The organism is Streptomyces sp. NPDC001717, from assembly GCF_042892775.1.
Lineage (GTDB): Bacteria > Actinomycetota > Actinomycetes > Streptomycetales > Streptomycetaceae > Streptomyces.
Genome location: NZ_JBIAUK010000001.1, coordinates 255,232 through 272,804, shown reverse-complemented (window position 1 = coordinate 272,804; position 17,573 = coordinate 255,232). Strand labels below are relative to the sequence as shown.

The following is a 17,573-nucleotide window of genomic DNA, read 5'->3' as shown; positions in this document are numbered from 1 at the left end:
AGGGTCTACGGTCCAGTGGACCCTCCCTTCCTGGTCAACGCGAGGTGGGCGCGGCTGGTTCCCGGGGCGTGCCGCGGCGGCCGCCGCCCCGGTGCCCCCGGGGTGGGGGCGGTGGGGCGGCGGCCGCGCGTGTTGCTCCGTACGGGTGACGGCCGTGTGGGGGCCGTGGGGGGGGCTACTGCGGGAAGAGGCTGCTCGACGCGAAGCGCAGCACGATCTGCGGGGCGCCCGAGAGGACGAGGGCGGTGACGGCGGTGACGGCGATGGCCGCGGTGACCGGCCAGGGGGCCTTTGTACGGGTCGAGGCGGCCGGCTGGACACCCTCGGCGACCCCGGCGCCCTCGGGCGCGCGGAAGAGGGTCGCGGTCCACCGCAGGTAGTAGTAGAGGGCGACGACGACGTTGACCGCCATGATCACGGCCAGCCAGCCCAGGCCCGCGTCGACCGCGGCCTGGAAGACGACGACCTTGGCGAAGAGCCCGATGATGCCCGGCGGCAGGCCGGCCAGGCAGAGCAGGAAGAAGGCCATCGACAGGGCGGCGAGGGGGCGCTCGGCGTACAGGCCGCGGTAGTCGCTGATCCGGTGGAGCGGCTTCGTCCGGGCGACGAGCGCGGCCACGGCGAAGGCGCCGAGGTTCACGACGGCGTACATGAGGGCGTACGAGACGGTCGAGCCGATCTCGTCGCGGTCGGAGTACGCGGCGGCGGCGATCGGGACCAGGAGGTAGCCGGCCTGGCCCACGGAGGACCAGGCGAGCAGGCGCACGGCGCTGTTCGTGCGGTCCGGGGACTGGCGCAGGGCGGCGGCGTTGCCCACGGTCATGGTGAGCGCGGCCAGGACGGCGAGGGCCGGTCCCCAGATGTCGGAGTACGCCGGGAAGGCGATCACCGTCACGAGGATGAGGCCGGTGAAGCCGACGGCCTTGCCGATCACCGAGAGGTATCCGGCGATGGGCAGCGGAGCACCGACGTAGGTGTCGGGGACCCAGAAGTGGAAGGGGACGGCCGCGGTCTTGAAGGCGAAGCCGACGAGGGTGAGCGCGACGCCGACCATGGCGATGGTGTCGAGCTGCCCGGAAACGCTTTCGAGGCGGTCCGCGACCTGGTTCAGGTGCAGGGTGCCGGTGGCGGCGTAGACGAAGCTGACGCCCATCAACGACACCGCGGTGGCGGTGACGGAGGACAGGAAGAACTTGAGGGCGGCCTCGGAGGAGAGCCGGTCGCCGCGCCGCATGCCGACGAGGGCGAAGGCGGGCAGCGAGGCGACTTCGAGGGCGACGATCAGGGTGGCGAGGTCGCGGGAGGCGGGCAGGAGCGCGGCGCCGGCGGCGGAGGAGAGCAGCAGGAACCAGTACTCGCCGGCCGGCATGCGCGTGTCGCGGACCGCGGTGACCGAGAGCAGGGCGGTGACCAGGGCGCCGGCCAGTACCAGGAACTGGATGACGAGCGTGAAGTGGTCGGCCGTGTAGCTGCAGGCGGCCGGGTCGGCGCCGAGGCAGAAGGTGGAGCGGTCGCCCGCGCGCAGCGGCAGCAGGGTGGCGGTCGCGGCGGCCAGGCCGGCCACGGAGAGCCACCCGAGGAGCGGCTTGCGGCGCTCGGGCAGGAACAGGTCCGCGATCAGGACGACCAGGGCGACGGCGGCCGGGATGACCACCGGGGCGATGGCGAGCCAGTCGACGGACTGGACGAGGCTGGGGGTCTGCGCCGACGGAGCGGCGGCGAGGACCGTGAGGGCCGTCATGAGTTGCCTCCTGCGAGGAGCTTCTGGACGGCCGGGTCGGTGAGGCCGAGCAGTACCGCGGGCCACAGGCCGGCGAGGACGGTGAGGGCGGCGAGCGGGGTCCAGGCGGCGAACTCGTAGCGCTGGACGTCCGCGAGGACGACCTCGGGGCCGGACTTCGGGTCGCCCATGCAGACGCGTCGTACGACGATCAGCAGGTAGGCGGCGGTGAGCAGGGTGCCGAACGCGCCGAAGGCCATGTACGTGAGGAACGCCGGCCGGGACAGGCCTTCGGCGGGGTCGAACGCGCCGAAGAGGGCCAGCATCTCGCCCCAGAACCCGGCGAGGCCGGGGAGGCCCAGGGAGGCTACGGCGGCGAAGGCGAGGAACGCGCCGAAGCGGGGGGCGCGGCCGTAGAGGGCGGCGCCGGTGACTCCGGAGAGGGTGTCGAGGTCGGCGGTTCCGTAGCGGTCCTTGAGTGCGCCGACCAGGAAGAAGAGCAGGCCGGTGATCAGGCCGTGGGCGATGTTCGCGAACAGCGCGCCGTTGACTCCGGTGGGGGTCATGGAGGCGATGCCGAGCAGGACGAAGCCCATGTGGCCGACGGAGGAGTACGCGATGAGCCGCTTGAGGTCGCCCTTGTTGCCCTTGCGGGCGAGCGAGAGGCAGGCCAGGGACCCGTAGACGATGCCGACGGCGGCGAAGGCGCCCAGGTAGGGGGCGAAGGCGGCCATGCCCTCGGGGGTGGCGGGGAGCAGGATGCGGACGAACCCGTACGTGCCCATCTTGAGTAGGACGCCGGCCAGCAGGACGGAGCCGACGGTCGGCGCGGCGGTGTGGGCGTCGGGCAGCCAGCTGTGCAGGGGCCACATCGGGGTCTTCACGGCGAGGCCGATGCCGATGGCGAGGACGGCCAGGAGCTGGGTGGTGTGGGACAGTTCGCGGCCGTTGTCAGTGGCGAGCGTCACCATGTCGAATGTGCCGCTGTTCAGTCCGATCAGCAGCAGCCCGAGCAGCATGACCACGGAACCGAGGAGGGTGTAGAGGATGAACTTCCAGGCGGCGGCCTGCCGCTGAGCCCCGCCCCAGCGGGCGATCAGGAAGTACATCGGGATGAGGACCATCTCGAAGGCGAGGAAGAAGAGCAGCAGGTCGAGGACGGCGAAGGTCGCGAGGGTGCCGGTCTCCAGGACCAGGAGCAGCGCGACGAAGGCCTTCGGGGAAGGGCCTGCGGGGAGCTTGAAGTAGCTGTAGAGCGCGCAGAGGAAGAACAGCAGCGCGGTCATCAGGAGGAGGGGGAGCGAGATGCCGTCGATGCCGAGGTGGATCCGGACGTTCAGCGCCGGGATCCAGCTGATGTCCGTCGTCGCCTGGAAGCGGGACGGGGTGTCGTGGTCGAAGCCCAGGGTGAGGGCGATCGCCGCGGCGAGGATCACGCCGGTCACGGTCACGCCGTGGCGGAGCACGGCCTGTTCGGGGCTCTTGCCCTTGAGGCCGGGCGGGGCCGGCAGGAGGGCCGCGACCGCGCCGAGGAGCGGTGCGGCCACGACGAACGCCAGAAGGAACTGCATCACGGACGGGCTGATATCGATCACGGCTGACTCTCGGCTCACGATCCGGCGTTGATGTTGGCGAAGACGGCGGTGGCGATCGCCAGGACCACGGCACCGGCGAACAGGGCACTCAGGTAGCTCTGCACGTTGCCGGTCTGGGCACGGCGGACGAGGCTGCCGAACAGCCGGGGGGCGCTGCCCGCGCCGCGGACGTACGTGTCGACGACCTCGCGGTCGAGGAAGCGGACCAGGCTCGCGGCCGCCAGGACGGGGCGGACGAAGAGCCGGTCGTAGACGGCGTCGAGGTGGAAGCCGACTGCCGCGTGCCGGTGCAGGGGGCCGAGGAGCACCTTGCCCGGGTCGGCGGCGGGGCCGGCCGCGGCGGCCGGGTGGTCGTGGGTCACCTCGGCGACCTCGGGGGCTTCGGCGGCGGACTCCGCGACGGTGGCGGCGACGGCGGCGGCGGCCGCGACGCCGTTGGCGACCGAGGCGGTCGCCGCGACGGCGGCTGCCTTGACCGTGGCGCGCTGCCAGAGGGCGTAGGTGAGCATCACGCCGACGACGGCCGCGCCGGTGCCGAGGACCGAGGTGACCAGGGTCGGGGTGAGCGCCCTGCCGTCGAACCAGTCGGCGAGGGAGTCCGCCGCGAGGCCGAGGCCGATCGTGGGGATCGCGAGCAGCCACAGCACGCCGGTCATGGCGATGGGCTCCTTGCCGTGGTCGGGGGCGGCGGCGCCCCGGCCGCGGAAGGCCATCAGCCACAGCCGGGTGGCGTAGGCGGCGGTGAGCAGGGCGGTCAGCACGCCGGCGACCAGCACCACCCAGCCGGCGCCGCTGGGGGCGAAGTCCGAGTGGCCGGTCGCGGTCTGCTCGGCGGCGACGAGGACGGCTTCCTTGGAGAAGAAGCCGGCGAACGGCGGGATCGCGGCGAGCGCGAGGAGCGCGATCGTCATCGTCCAGAAGGCGTCGGGGATGCGCTTGGACAGGCCGTCCATACGGGACATGGCGGCCAGCGAGTTCGTACCGGCGGCGTGGATGATCACGCCGGCGCCGAGGAACAGGAGTGCCTTGAAGGCGCCGTGGGACAGGAGGTGGAAGACGGCGGCGCCGCGGTCGCCGACGGCCAGCGCGCCGGTCATGTAGCCGAGCTGGCCGATCGTGGAGTAGGCGAGGACGCGCTTGATGTCGTCCTGGGCGAGGGCCGCGAGGCCGGAGCCGACCATCGTGACGGCCGCCATGACGGCCATGACCACCAGCGCGGCGGCGGAGGCGGCGAAGACGGGGAGGAGACGGGCGATGAAGTAGATGCCGGCGGCGACCATCGTCGCGGCGTGGATCAGCGCGGAGACCGGGGTGGGGCCCGCCATGGCGTCCGGGAGCCAGGTGTGCAGCGGGAACTGCGCGGACTTGCCCGCGACTCCGGCGAGCAGGAGCAGCGCGATCAGCGTCGGGTGGTCGAGTCCGCCGGCGGCGACGGTGCCCAGGACCTTCGTGATCTCGAAGGAGCCGGCGTCGGCGGCGAGCGCGAACAGGCCGATGAGGAAGGGGACGTCACCGAGCTTGGTGACGAGGAAGGCCTTCAGGGAGGCGGAGCGGGCCGCCTCGGTCTCCCAGTAGTGCCCGACCAGGAAGTACGAGCAGATGCCCATGATCTCCCAGCCGACCAGCAGCACCATCAGGTCGCCGGTGTAGACGACGAGCAGCATGGCGGAGGTGAACAGTGAGACCAGACCGGCGTACGACGGGTAGCGCGGGTCCTCGCGGAGGTATGCCGTCGAGTAGAGCTGTACGCACGTGGCGACGACTCCGACGAGGACGGCGACCAGGGCGGCGAAGCCGTCCACGTGGAGCGAGAGTTCGATCGGCACGGAGCCGGTCGGGGTCAGCAGGGTCGACGCGTCGATGGCCTTGCCGCCGCCCTGGCGGATGGCGACGAGCACCGCCAGCACGGCGGTGGCGAGCGTCGGCAGGATCGCGAGCGGCCGGACGAAGCCGGGGGCGGTGCGGCCGAGGAGGAGTCCCGCGGCCCCGCCCAGGAAGGGGAGGAGGGGGACGAGTACGGCGAGGGTCGTCGTGCTCACGCGGTGGCCTCGCTCCGGTGGTTCGGGGTGGGCTCGTGGCCTTCGGCGGTGTCGCGCAGGCGGTCGACGTCCGAGGTGCCCCGGTTGCGGTACACCATCAGCACGATCGCGAGGCCGATGCCGATCTCGGCGGCGGCGATGGCGATGGTGAAGAGGGTGAGGGCCTGGCCGGCGTGCAGGGTGTCGCGCAGCCAGACGTCGAAGGCGACCAGGTTCAGGTTGACGGCGTTGAGCATCAGCTCGACGGACATCAGGACCAGGATGGCGTTGCGGCGGGCGAGTACTCCGTACAGGCCCGTGCAGAAGAGGAGCGCCGCGAGCACGGCGGGGTAGGCGAGGTGCATCAGCGCTGCCCCTTCTTGTCGCCGTCGGCACTGCCGTCGGCGCTGCCGTTGGCGCCGGCTTCGGCGCCGGCTTCGGCTGGGTCGTTGGGGTCGGTCTTGCGGGAGAGCACGATGGCGCCGATCAGGGCCGCGAGGAGGAGGACGGAGAGGGCCTCGAAGGGCAGCACCCAGTGCTGGAAGAGGATCTCGCCGGAGACCTTCGTCGAGCCTTGGACCGGGCCGTCGAGGTCGATCCAGGTCGTGCGGAAGGCGTCGACGACGACCCAGACCAGGGCGACGGCCGCGATGCCCGCGACGCCGAGGGCGATCCACCGGTTGCCGGAGTCGGCGTCCGGGGAGCGGCCGATGGGCGCCTTGGTGAGCATCAGTCCGAAGAGGAGGAGGACGACCACGGAACCGAGGTAGATCAGCACCTGGACCCAGGCGATGAACTCCGCGGTCAGCAGCAGGTACTCGATGGCGATGCCGCCGAGCGCGACGACCAGCCAGAGGGCGGCGTGCACGAGCTGCCGGGTGGTGACCGTGACGAGGGCCGCGCCGAGGGTGGCGAGGCCGACGAGGACGAAGGCGATCTCGACGCCGGTCGGCGAGAGGAACCCGGGTCCGGGCGTGGGCGCGGGGACGCCTGCGGCGGCCGCGAGGTGGGCGGTCAGCATCAGGCGGTGCCTCCCGCCGGGTCGGTGCCGGTTCCCTTGCCGGGGGCATCGCCGGAGCCGGACTCGGCGGCCGGACCGGTGCCGGTGCCGGTGCCGGTGCCGGTGCCGGTGCCGGTGCCGGTGCCGGAAGCGGTTCCCCTGCCGGGGGCCGGGCCGGATCCCGTGCCGGGAGCGGCCGTTTCGGTCGCGGGGGCGGCGGTGGGGGGCTCGGCTTCGGCGGCGGCTGCGGCCGCTGCTGCGGCTTCCGCCTTCTCGACCGCCTTGCGGGCCGCGGCGATCTCCTTGGGTTCTTCGGCTGCCGGGTCCAGCGCGGGCGGGGCCGGGACGGTCCACATCCACTCGCGGAGCTTGTCGCGCTCGTGGGTCAGTTCGTGGATGTCGGTCTCCGCGTACTCGAACTCCGGCGACCAGAAGAGGGCGTCGAAGGGGCACACCTCGATGCAGATGCCGCAGTACATGCAGAGGGAGAAGTCGATGGCGAAACGGTCCAGGACGTTACGGCTGCGCTCGCGGCCGCCGGGGGTGGCGGCCGGGACCGTCTCCTTGTGGGAGTCGATGTAGATGCACCAGTCGGGGCACTCGCGGGCGCAGAGCATGCAGACCGTGCAGTTCTCCTCGAACAGGCCGATGACCCCGCGGGAGCGGGGCGGGAGCTGCGGCTGGACCTCGGGGTACTGGGCGGTGTGCGAGCGCTTCGTCATCGTGCGCAGCGTGACGGCCAGGCCCTTGGCGAGGCCGGATCCGGGGATGGGCATTACTGGATCGCCACCTTCACGATGCCGGTGAGCGCGATCTGGGCGAGCGCGAGCGGGATGAGTACGGTCCAGGCGAGCTTCTGGAGCTGGTCCTCGCGCAGGCGCGGGTAGCTCACGCGGAGCCAGATCACGACGAAGGCGAGGATCGCGGTCTTGAGGAGGGTCCAGACCCAGCCGAAGTCGCCGGAGCCGAACGGGCCGTGCCAGCCCCCGAGGAAGAGGACGGTGGTGAGGGCGCAGAGGACGACGATGCCGGCGTACTCGGCCAGCAGGAACAGCGCGAAGCGCAGGCCGGTGTACTCGGTGTACGCACCGAAGATGATCTCGGAGTCGGCGACGGGCATGTCGAAGGGGGGCCGCTGGAGCTCGGCGAGGCCGGCGGTGAAGAAGACGAGCGCACCGACGATCTGCCAGGGCAGCCACCACCACTGGAAGCTCTCGACGATGCCGGGGATGGAGACCGTCCCGGCCGCCATGGCCACGGAGGCGGCGGCGAGCAGCATCGGGAGTTCGTAGGCGAGCAGCTGCGCGGCGGTACGCAGGCCGCCGAGCAGGGAGAACTTGTTCGCGGAGGCCCAGCCGGCCATGAGGGAGCCGAGGATTCCGACGCCCATGACGGCGAGCACGAAGAACAGGCCCGCGTCGATGACCTGGCCTACGGCGCCCTCGCCCGGGCCGATCGGGATGGCGACGAGGACGAGGAGGTAGGGGAGCAGGGCGACGGCGGGGGCGAGCTGGAAGATCCGCCGGTCGGCGTTGGCCGGGACGATGTCTTCCTTCTGCGCGAACTTGACGCCGTCGGCCACGAGCTGGGCCCAGCCGTGGAAGCCGCCTGCGTACATGGGGCCGAGGCGGCCCTGCATGTGGGCCATCACCTTGTGCTCGGTCTGCCCGACGACGAGCGGGAGCACGAGGAAGACGGCGAAGACGACGATCAGCCGCAGGGCGACGTCGAGGACGTCGTTCACGCGTCGCCTCCGTTGTCGGGGGTGGAGTCGGTCTTGGGCTTGGGCTTGACTTCGGTGGCCGGTTCGGCCGTTGCCTCTGCGTCTGCCTCTGCCTCTGCCTCCGGCGGGGTGGCCGGTTGGGTGGCGGGCTCGTCGAAGGCCGGCTTCGGGTTGTGCCACGGCGCGTCCGAGCTGCGGGCGGCCGGGCGGCGCGGCGGACGCGCCTCCTCCGCCGCGGTGCCGGGGGCTTCCGGGGGCGCGTCGGCCTGGCTCGCCGAGCCGTCGGCCACCGAGCGGGTGCGGCGGGCCGGGCGGGGTGACGCCGCGGGCTCCGCGCCGGGGGCTGCCGCAGTCGCCCCGGTGGCCCGGTCGGCCGGGGCCCCCGTTGCCGGGGTCTCGGACTCGGGGGTCGGGGTCGCCTGGCTTGCCGAGCCGTCCGTCACCGAGCGGGTGCGGCGGGCCGGGCGGGGTGCTGCCGCGGACTCCGTGGTCTGAGTGGCCGAGCCGTCGGCCACCGAACGGGCGCGGCGCGCCGGGGCGCCCTCGCGGGCGGCCGCTCCCGCTGCGCGCGGGGTGCGGGCCGGACGGGCGGGGGCCGGCGGGAGCTGGCCCTTCAGCGGTCCCCAGTCGTTGGGGTCCGGGACGCCCGGCGGGAGCATCTGGCGGCGCTTCGGCGCGTTCGGGTCGTGCGCCTCGCCGGGCTCCTTGGCTCCCGGCCAGGCCTTGACGACGCGTGCGGCCAGGACGAAGTCCTTGCGCAGCGGGTGGCCCTCGAACTCCTCGGGGAGGAGCAGGTGGACCAGGTGCGGGTGGTCGGTGAAGGTGATCCCGAACATCTCGAACGTCTCGCGCTCGTGCCATTCGGCGCCCGCGTAGACCGCGATCGCGGACGGCAGGGAGGGCGCCGAGTGCGGGACCGTCGTACGCAGCAGCAATCGGCGTACGCGACGGTTTTCGAGCGCGACGACGTGCGCGCAGACGCGGAAGCCGGTGCCCGGCTCGTCCACGGCGCTCAGCCAGTCGAAGTACGTGCAGCCCAGCTTGTCCCGGGCGATCTCCAGGGAGGAGATCCAGGATCCGACCGGGACGTCGACCGTCAGGAGGTCGTACGCGGACGAGCCGACGGCCTCCTCTCCGAAGACCGTCGCAGCCGCGTCGGGCAGGGAGTCGTAGAGGTTCATGCGCCGGCTCCCGGGGTGGGCGGGGGCGTGACCAGGCCGCTGGTGAGCTGCGCGACGGACGGGCCGGCCGTGTAGCGCTCGGCCAGCGACTCGCGGGCGATCTTCTCCTGGAGCTTGAGGATGCCCTGGAGCAGCGCCTCCGGTCGCGGCGGGCAGCCGGGCACGTAGACGTCGACCGGGATGATCTGGTCGACGCCCTTCGTGACCGAGTACGAGTCCCAGTACGGCCCGCCGCAGTTGGAGCAGGCGCCGAAGGAGATGACGTACTTGGGCTCCGGCATCTGCTCGTAGAGCCGCTTCACGGCCGGGGCCATCTTGTCCGTGACGGTGCCCGAGACGATCATCAGGTCGGCCTGGCGCGGGCCGGGCGCGAAGGGGATCACGCCGAGGCGGATGAAGTCGTGCCGGGCCATGGACGCGGCGATGAACTCGATCGCGCAGCAGGCCAGACCGAAGTTGAAGACCCACAGGCTGTACCGGCGGCCCCAGTTGAGGACCACCTTCATCGGCTCCGGGGCGAGGCGGGAGAGGACTCCGAGGCGCTTCGGCTCCGGGAGCAGCACCCCCTCGCTCGGGGTCACGGCCGGTGTCACGTCCATTCGAGGACGCCCTTCTTGTACGCGTAGAGCAGGCCGACGGCCAGGAAGCCCAGGAAGATGAACATCTCGACCAGGGTCGTGGCGCCGTAACCGGCGGCGCCGAACACCGTCGCCCACGGGAAGAGGAAGATCGAGTCGACGGCGAAGATGACGTAGAGGAACGCGTAGACGTAGTAGCGGACCTGGGTGTGCGCCCAGCCCTCGCCCACCGGGTCCACACCGCATTCGTACGTCAGGAGCTTCTCGCGGGTCGGGACCTCGGGGCGCAGCAGGCGACCGGCGCCGAAGGCCACGGCCACGAAGAGCACACCGAGCGCGGCCAGGAGGCCGACGACCGAATAACTCCGGAAGTAGTCCGCCGCGAGCACGGTTACGGTCGATACCGTCGGTTCAGGCACGTCCGTTCCTCGCTCCTCGGCCACTGTCGACGATCTGTTACGGACGGGAGTCTAGGGCCTGCCTCACACAGGGTGGGGTTATCCCCCGTTCACAGCACCCCGGCCACCCCATGGCATGAGCGGGGTCCGCTTGGCAGGCTGTGGCCCATGACCACGCGCCCTGACATCCCCGACAACGATCGGCCCCCTCCCGTACGCGCCGTCTTCAGCGCCGTGACGTGGAAGGAAATCGCCCATCTGTTGACGAACCTGCCGGTGGCGATCGTCGGCTTCGTTTACACGGTTGTCATGGTCTCCGGCACGGGGGCCCTGTCCGTGACGGCGATCGGTGTTCCGCTGCTGGCGCTCGGACTCTATCTGTCTCGGCAGTTGGGACGGCTGGACCGGGCCCGCGCCCGCGCGCTGCTCGGCGTACGGGTGGACGAGCCGACCCCGATCCCCGGGCCGAAGCGGTCCGGTGGATTCTTCCCCTGGCTGTGGACGAGCATCAAGGACCCGGTCGGCTGGCGGACGGTGCTGTACCAGCTGATCCGGCTGCCCTGGGGGGTGCTCACCTTCACGGTAGCTCTGACCGGGCTCTTCGTGCTGTGGCCCGTGCTGCCGTACGTGGCGCGGGGGCTGTCGAACGTCGACCGCGCGATGGTACGGGGGCTGCTGTCGCCCTCCGACGAGCTGGAGCGGCGGATCGCGGAGCTGGAATCCGACCGGGGCGTCGTCGTCGACACGGCCGCGGCGGACCTGCGGCGCATCGAGCGGGACCTGCACGACGGGGCGCAGGCCCGGCTGGTCGCGCTGGCGATGGGGCTGGGCCTGGCGAAGGAGAAGCTGCTGGAGGACCCGGAGGGCGCGGCGGCGATGGTCGACGAGGCCCACGGTGAGGTGAAGCTGGCGCTCCAGGAGCTGCGGGACCTCGCGCGCGGGATCCACCCGGCGGTGCTGACGGACCGGGGGCTGGACGCGGCGCTCTCGTCGGTGGCGACGCGGTGCGTGGTGCCGGTGAAGGTGCTGGTGGAGCTGCCGGTGGAGGAACGGCCGGTGGAGGCGATCGAGGGGATCGCGTACTTCGTGGTGTCCGAGCTGCTGCAGAACGTGAGCAAGCACGCGCAGGCTCGCGGCGCGAGCGTGGAGGTGTGGCGGGCGGACGCCCGGCTGATGATCCGGGTCTCCGACGACGGGTGCGGCGGGGCGGACGTCTCGCGGGGGTCGGGGCTGGCGGGGCTGGCGGAGCGGTTGGGGGCGGTGGACGGGGTGCTGGTGGTGGACTCCCCCGCGGGTGCGGGGACCGTGGTCACGGCGGAGCTGCCGTGGCGGGGGCGCGGGCGGTAGTTCGGCGCGGGCGGCGGTTCGGCGCGGGCCTTGTTTTCGGGACTCCCGTCCGGGTGGGCGGGAGTCCCGTTCGCGTTCCCGGCTCCCGGGCGCGGCGCCGTTGCGCGGAGCGGCCCCGGGCTGCGCCCGCGCTTCCGGGGCTCCGCCCCGGACCCCGCTCCTCAAACGCCGGAGGGGCTGGCTTTTTGCCGGAGGCGGGATTGGCCCGGCGGCTCGGGTGGCGGGCGGGCTGGGTTTTGGACGGGCGCGCCTCGGAGGTTGGGGTGGGGTTAACCCCCGGGTCGTGACGCCTACTCGCCGGATGGTTCGGGTGGGTGCGGGGCGACAGGGTTGAGGGGTATCGGCGGACGGGAAGGGCGGGGCTGGATCATGGGCAACGGGACGGGCTTCGGGGCGGTGTTGCGAGCCCCCGTCGAGGGGCGGACCTGGCGGGAGTTCGGGTACCTGTTGGTGGGGCTGCCGCTGAGCACGGTGTACTTCTCGCTCGCGATCGCGGGTGTGAGCGTCGGCGCCGGGTTGCTCGTCACCTTCCTCGGCATCCCCGTCCTGGCCGGCCTGCTCGCCATGTGCCGCGGGTTCGGGCACCTGGAGCGCGCCCGGGTCCGGCACCTGTTGCGGGTCGACATCGCCGCTCCCGCGCGCATCCGAGCCCGGAAGAGCGGGCCGCTCGCGGCCATGGGGGCGCTGCTCAAGAGCGGTAGCGCCTGGCGGCACGTGCTGTACTCCGTGATCCACTTCCCGTGGGCGGTCTTCGGCTTCTGCCTGGCGCTGACGTTCTGGTCGTACGGATGGGGCTTCCTGCTGTACCCGCTGTGGTTCTGGGTCTTCCCGACCTACACCGGCCAGTCCGGGCTGATCGTCTTCCAGAACGACGACTATGCGTTCGTCCTCGACTCTCCGCTCGCGATCGTGCTCACTTCCGTGCTCGGGCTGGCCATCACGCTCGCCACGCCGTGGGTGATCCGGGCCCTGACGACCGTGGACCGGGTGCTGGTGGCCGGGCTGCTGGGGGCGTCCCGTCTGGACCACCGCGTGAGCGAACTGGAGTCCGACCGGGGGGTCGTCGTCGACACGGCCGCGGCGGACCTGCGGCGCATCGAGCGCGACCTGCACGACGGGGCGCAGGCCCGGCTGGCGGCGCTGGCCATGGATCTGGGGCTGGCGAAGCAGAAGCTCGCGGAGGACCCGCAGGCGGCCGCACGGATGGTGGACGAGGCCCACGGGGAGGTGAAGGTCGCCCTCCAGGAGCTGCGGGACCTGGCCCGCGGGATCCACCCGGCGGTGCTGACGGACCGGGGGCTGGACGCGGCACTGTCCTCGGTGGCGGCTCGGTGCGCGGTGCCGGTGCGGGTGGCCGTGGACCTCCCCGCCAGGCCGGCGGAGGCGATCGAGGGGATCGCGTACTTCGTGGTGTCCGAGCTGCTGCGGAACGTGAGCAAGCACGCGGGGGCGGGCGCCCGGGGGGCGAGCGTGGACGTGTGGAAGTCCGGGGAGCGGCTGCTCATCCAGGTCGGCGACGACGGGCGGGGCGGGGCCGGGCTCTCCGAGGGGGCGGGGCTTGCGGGGCTCGCGGAGCGGCTGGACGCGGTGGACGGGGTGCTGGTGGTGGACTCCCCCGCGGGTGCGGGGACCGTGGTCACGGCGGAGATGCCGTGGCGGGGGCGCGGCCGGTAGTTCGGCGCGGCCGTTGTCTTCGGGACTCCCGTCCGGGTGGGCGGGAGTCCCGTTCGCGTTTCCGGCCCCCGGGCGCGGCGCCGTCGTGCGGAGCGGCCCCGGGCTGCGCCCGGGCTTCCGGGGCTCCGCCCCGGACCCCGCTCCTCAAACGCCGGAGGGGCTGGATGTGGCCGCCGGATCGGCGGGCCCCCGGCCATCGCCGCGGCCGGAATTCGTTGCCCGTAGGGGACGGCTCGGGGCGAAAACTCCCCCTCGGGGCCCACTCGTTGGCCGGGCTCTGCCCGGATTCGGGGCCGATGCTGGAATGCTTGGCCGGGTCAGTGAGTCATGAGAACGAGTGGACGCGGGGGCAGCTGAATCGTGGACGACAGGGTGCGGGTGGTCATCGCCGAGGACTCAGTGCTGCTGCGTGAGGGCCTGACCCGGCTGCTGACCGACCGGGGGCATGACGTCGTGGCAGGCGTCGGGGACGCGGAAGCCCTGATCAAGACGGTGGCGGACCTGGCGGCGGAGGACGCGCTGCCGGACGTGGTGGTGGCCGATGTGCGGATGCCGCCGACGCACACCGACGAGGGCGTACGGGCCGCCGTGCGGCTGCGGCGCGACCATCCGGGCATCGGCGTGCTCGTGCTGTCGCAGTACGTGGAGGAGCAGTACGCCACCGAACTGCTGGCCGGTTCCACCACCGGGGTGGGCTATCTGCTCAAGGACCGGGTAGCCGAGATAAGAGAGTTCCTGGACGCGGTGGTACGCGTGGCCCGGGGCGGTACCGCACTGGACCCGGAGGTCGTCGCCCAGCTGCTCGGGCGCAGCCGAAAGCAGGACGTGCTGGCTGGGCTGACCCCGCGCGAGCGCGAAGTACTCGGGCTGATGGCCGAGGGGCGTACCAATTCGGCCGTGGCGAAGCAGCTGGTGGTGAGCGACGGCGCCGTCGAGAAGCACGTCAGCAATATCTTCATGAAGCTGGGCCTGTCGCCCAGTGACGGGGATCACCGGCGTGTTCTGGCCGTTCTCACCTACCTCAAATCATGATCGACTGACACTCTGTCAGGTACGGCAGTTACGGCATACCGGCCGGCCGTCTCAAGGGGCGGCCCGACGGTCCAGAATGTGGTCGCTCCCTTGGAAGCCCTCCCTGCGGACGTAGGGTGGGTTCCGTGGGGGAGCCCACGCCTCGAAGGAGGTCCAGTTCAGTGACCAGCCAGGTCAGCAGCCCAGCCGAGCAGGCCGACGGGGCTGGGGGTGCGGTTGTCGGTGGACAGCGCACCCCGCCGAGCCCGGGCGGCAAGGAAGTACGTCGCCTCGATCGCGTGATCATCCGCTTCGCGGGTGACTCGGGTGACGGTATGCAGCTCACCGGTGACCGGTTCACCTCGGAGACGGCGTCGTTCGGCAACGACCTCTCCACGCTGCCGAACTTCCCCGCCGAGATCCGGGCCCCTGCCGGAACCCTGCCCGGTGTGTCGTCGTTCCAGCTGCACTTCGCGGACCACGACATCCTCACGCCCGGCGACGCGCCGAACGTGCTGGTCGCGATGAACCCGGCCGCCCTGAAGGCCAACATCGCCGACGTGCCGCGCGGCGCCGAGATCATCATCAACACCGACGAGTTCACCAAGCGCCCGATGGCGAAGGTCGGGTACGAGACCTCTCCGCTGGAAGACGGATCGCTCTCCGCCTACAACATCCACCCCGTACCGCTGACGACGCTGACCGTGGAGGCCCTGAAGGACTTCGGGCTGTCGCGGAAGGAGGCGGAGCGCAGCAAGAACATGTTCGCGCTGGGTCTGCTGTCATGGATGTACCACCGCCCGACCGAGGGCACGGAGAGTTTCCTGCGGCAGAAGTTCGCGAAGAAGCCGGACATCGCCGAGGCGAACATCGTCGCCTTCCGGGCGGGCTGGAACTTCGGCGAGACGACCGAGGACTTCGCGGTCTCGTACGAGGTCGCGCCGGCGACCCGAGCCTTCCCCACGGGGACCTACCGCAACATTTCCGGGAACCTGGCGCTGTCGTACGGGCTGATCGCGGCGGGGCAGCAGGCCGACCTGCCGCTCTACCTGGGCTCGTACCCGATCACGCCGGCCTCGGACATCCTGCACGAGCTGTCCAAGCACAAGAACTTCGGCGTCCGCACCTTCCAGGCCGAGGACGAGATCGCCGGCATCGGCGCCGCGCTCGGAGCCGCCTTCGGCGGGGCGCTGGGCGTGACGACCACCTCCGGGCCCGGCATCGCGCTGAAGTCCGAGGCGATCGGGCTGGCGGTGTCGCTGGAGCTGCCGCTGCTGGTCGTCGACATCCAGCGCGGCGGCCCGTCGACGGGTCTGCCGACCAAGACGGAGCAGGCCGACCTGCTCCAGGCCATGTACGGGCGCAACGGCGAGGCGCCGGTGCCGATCGTGGCGCCCAGGACGCCCGCGGACTGCTTCGACGCGGCGTTGGACGCGGCGCGGATCGCGCTGACGTACCGGACGCCGGTGTTCCTGCTCTCCGACGGCTACCTCGCCAACGGCTCCGAGCCCTGGCGGGTCCCCGAGGTCGCCGACCTGCCCGACCTGAAGGTGCAGTTCGCGACCGGACCCAACCACGAGCTGGCCGACGGCACCGAGGTGTTCTGGCCCTACAAGCGCGACCCCGAGACCCTGGCCCGTCCGTGGGCCGTCCCGGGCACCCCCGGCCTCGAACACCGCATCGGCGGCATCGAGAAGCAGGACGGCACGGGCAACATCTCCTACGACCCGGCCAACCACGACCTCATGGTCCGCACCCGCCAGGCCAAGATCGACGGGATCCGGGTCCCGGACCTGGAGGTCGACGACCCGGACGGCGCCCACACCCTCGTCCTCGGCTGGGGCTCCACCTACGGCCCCATCACCGCCGCCGTCCGCCGCCTCCGGCTCGCCGGCACTCCCATCGCCCAGGCCCACCTGCGCCACCTCAACCCCTTCCCCGGGAATCTCGGGGAGGTGCTGGGGCGTTACCGAAAGGTAGTGGTGCCGGAGATGAACCTCGGGCAGCTCGCAGGCCTGATCCGCGCGAAATACCTGGTCGACGCGCAGTCGTACACCCAGGTCAACGGAATGCCGTTCAAGGCCGAGCAGCTCGCGACGGTTCTCAAGGAGGCCATCAATGACTGAGGTGACCGACGTTCCCAAGCTGCTCTCCCTGGTCCCGAAGGCGGAGGCCAGGCAGTCCGCGAAGGACTTCAAGTCGGACCAGGAAGTCCGCTGGTGCCCCGGCTGCGGCGACTACGCCGTGCTCGCCGCCGTGCAGGGCTTCATGCCCGAGCTCGGGCTGGCGAAGGAGAACATCGTCTTCGTCTCCGGCATCGGCTGCTCCTCCCGCTTCCCGTACTACATGAACACCTACGGGATGCACTCCATCCACGGCCGCGCCCCCGCCATCGCCACCGGCCTCGCCACCTCCCGCCGCGACCTCTCCGTCTGGGTCGTCACCGGCGACGGCGACGCACTCTCCATCGGCGGCAACCACCTCATCCACGCCCTGCGCCGCAACGTCAACCTCAAGATCCTGCTGTTCAACAACCGGATCTACGGCCTGACCAAGGGCCAGTACTCCCCCACCTCCGAAATCGGCAAGATCACCAAGTCCACGCCGATGGGATCGCTGGACGCGCCCTTCAACCCGGTGTCGTTGGCGATCGGCGCGGAGGCCTCCTTCGTGGCGCGGACGGTGGACTCCGACCGCAAGCACCTCACCGAGGTGCTCCGGCAGGCGGCCGACCACCAGGGCACGGCGCTCGTGGAGATCTACCAGAACTGCAACATCTTCAACGACGGAGCCTTCGAGGTCCTCAAGGACAACGAGCAGGCCGCGGAGGCCGTGATCCGGCTGGAGCACGGGCAGCCGATCCGCTTCGGCACCGACGGCCACAAGGGCGTCGTCCGCGACCAGGCCACCGGGGACCTGCGCGTCGTCGAGGTGACGGCGGAGAACGAGGCGCAGGTCCTCGTCCACGACGCACACGCGACCGGCCCCACCACCGCCTTCGCGCTCTCCCGTCTCGCCGACCCCGACACCCTGCACCAGACCCCCATCGGCGTCTTCCGCAGTGTCGAGCGACCCGTCTACGACACCCTCATGGCCGACCAGCTCGACACGGCCATCGACCAGAAGGGCAAGGGCGACCTCGGCGCCCTGCTGACCGGCAACGACACGTGGACGGTCGTCGGCTGACCGGCCCCACTCGCACCACGACGAAGCCCGGACCTCCCGCCCAGGAGGTCCGGGCTTCTTCGTGCCGTCACGGCAATGTCATGAGTATCTCCCCGTAACGGTCGTGACATCCGGGCCGTGCGGCGCTACCTTCGTGAGATTG

Annotated in this window: 15 protein-coding genes; 5 read left to right on the top strand and 10 right to left on the bottom strand. The window is 71.7% G+C overall.

What is annotated here, in order from left to right; all coding sequences use genetic code 11:
- Positions 1-175: 175 nt before the first annotated feature.
- From ACFYZL_RS01385 to ACFYZL_RS01340, 10 genes are read right to left on the bottom strand one after another with little or no spacing between them, the layout of a single operon-like run.
- Positions 176-1,741 carry an NADH-quinone oxidoreductase subunit N gene (locus ACFYZL_RS01385; RefSeq protein ID WP_388675135.1) on the bottom strand — a complete coding sequence of 522 codons (1,566 nt, stop codon included), beginning with the start codon at positions 1,739-1,741 and terminating at the stop codon, positions 176-178.
- The gene (locus ACFYZL_RS01380) at positions 1,738-3,291 is read right to left on the bottom strand and encodes a NuoM family protein (RefSeq protein ID WP_384757802.1); all 1,554 of its coding nucleotides are present in this window, start codon (positions 3,289-3,291) and stop codon (positions 1,738-1,740) included. The genes ACFYZL_RS01385 and ACFYZL_RS01380 overlap by 4 nt, the downstream gene beginning before the upstream one ends.
- A 38-nt stretch (positions 3,292-3,329) precedes the next feature.
- A complete protein-coding gene (locus ACFYZL_RS01375) occupies positions 3,330-5,354 on the bottom strand; it encodes an NADH-quinone oxidoreductase subunit L (protein WP_388675132.1) in 2,025 nt (674 codons plus the stop codon).
- Positions 5,351-5,698 carry an NADH-quinone oxidoreductase subunit NuoK gene (gene nuoK, locus ACFYZL_RS01370; protein WP_388675129.1) on the bottom strand — a complete coding sequence of 116 codons (348 nt, stop codon included), beginning with the start codon at positions 5,696-5,698 and terminating at the stop codon, positions 5,351-5,353. The genes ACFYZL_RS01375 and nuoK overlap by 4 nt, the downstream gene beginning before the upstream one ends.
- Positions 5,698-6,354, bottom strand: a complete 657-nt coding sequence (locus ACFYZL_RS01365) for an NADH-quinone oxidoreductase subunit J (protein WP_388675127.1) — start codon at positions 6,352-6,354, stop codon at positions 5,698-5,700. The genes nuoK and ACFYZL_RS01365 overlap by 1 nt, the downstream gene beginning before the upstream one ends.
- Positions 6,354-7,109 carry a NuoI/complex I 23 kDa subunit family protein gene (locus ACFYZL_RS01360; RefSeq protein ID WP_388675124.1) on the bottom strand — a complete coding sequence of 252 codons (756 nt, stop codon included), beginning with the start codon at positions 7,107-7,109 and terminating at the stop codon, positions 6,354-6,356. Before ACFYZL_RS01360 ends, ACFYZL_RS01365 begins: the two co-directional genes overlap by 1 nt.
- Positions 7,109-8,077 (bottom strand): NADH-quinone oxidoreductase subunit H, encoded by a 969-nt coding sequence (locus ACFYZL_RS01355; RefSeq protein ID WP_388675121.1) that lies wholly within the window; start codon positions 8,075-8,077, stop codon positions 7,109-7,111. The genes ACFYZL_RS01360 and ACFYZL_RS01355 overlap by 1 nt, the downstream gene beginning before the upstream one ends.
- On the bottom strand, positions 8,074-9,237 hold the full coding sequence (locus ACFYZL_RS01350; protein ID WP_388675118.1) for an NADH-quinone oxidoreductase subunit C: 1,164 nt from the start codon (positions 9,235-9,237) through the stop codon (positions 8,074-8,076). The genes ACFYZL_RS01355 and ACFYZL_RS01350 overlap by 4 nt, the downstream gene beginning before the upstream one ends.
- The gene (locus tag ACFYZL_RS01345) at positions 9,234-9,836 is read right to left on the bottom strand and encodes an NADH-quinone oxidoreductase subunit B (protein WP_384759132.1); all 603 of its coding nucleotides are present in this window, start codon (positions 9,834-9,836) and stop codon (positions 9,234-9,236) included. Before ACFYZL_RS01345 ends, ACFYZL_RS01350 begins: the two co-directional genes overlap by 4 nt.
- Entirely contained in the window at positions 9,827-10,234 is a 408-nt protein-coding gene (locus tag ACFYZL_RS01340) for an NADH-quinone oxidoreductase subunit A (protein WP_384759129.1), read from the bottom strand. Before ACFYZL_RS01340 ends, ACFYZL_RS01345 begins: the two co-directional genes overlap by 10 nt.
- A gap of 147 nt (positions 10,235-10,381) precedes the next feature.
- On the opposite strand from ACFYZL_RS01340, the gene ACFYZL_RS01335 reads away from it, so the two are divergent.
- The 5 genes from ACFYZL_RS01335 (at position 10,382) to ACFYZL_RS01315 (ending at position 17,431) form a co-directional block, all read left to right on the top strand.
- Positions 10,382-11,560 carry a sensor histidine kinase gene (locus ACFYZL_RS01335; protein ID WP_388675115.1) on the top strand — a complete coding sequence of 393 codons (1,179 nt, stop codon included), beginning with the start codon at positions 10,382-10,384 and terminating at the stop codon, positions 11,558-11,560.
- Positions 11,561-11,929: 369 nt separating this feature from the next.
- Entirely contained in the window at positions 11,930-13,234 is a 1,305-nt protein-coding gene (locus ACFYZL_RS01330) for a sensor histidine kinase (protein ID WP_388675112.1), read from the top strand.
- Between the two features lie 372 nt (positions 13,235-13,606).
- Complete coding sequence (locus tag ACFYZL_RS01325; protein ID WP_384755655.1) at positions 13,607-14,266, top strand: LuxR C-terminal-related transcriptional regulator; 660 nt, start codon at positions 13,607-13,609, stop codon at positions 14,264-14,266.
- Between the two features lie 161 nt (positions 14,267-14,427).
- The gene (locus tag ACFYZL_RS01320) at positions 14,428-16,371 is read left to right on the top strand and encodes a 2-oxoacid:acceptor oxidoreductase subunit alpha (RefSeq protein ID WP_388675109.1); all 1,944 of its coding nucleotides are present in this window, start codon (positions 14,428-14,430) and stop codon (positions 16,369-16,371) included.
- A complete protein-coding gene (locus ACFYZL_RS01315) occupies positions 16,364-17,431 on the top strand; it encodes a 2-oxoacid:ferredoxin oxidoreductase subunit beta (protein ID WP_384755632.1) in 1,068 nt (355 codons plus the stop codon). The genes ACFYZL_RS01320 and ACFYZL_RS01315 overlap by 8 nt, the downstream gene beginning before the upstream one ends.
- The last annotated feature ends 142 nt before the right edge of the window (positions 17,432-17,573 follow it).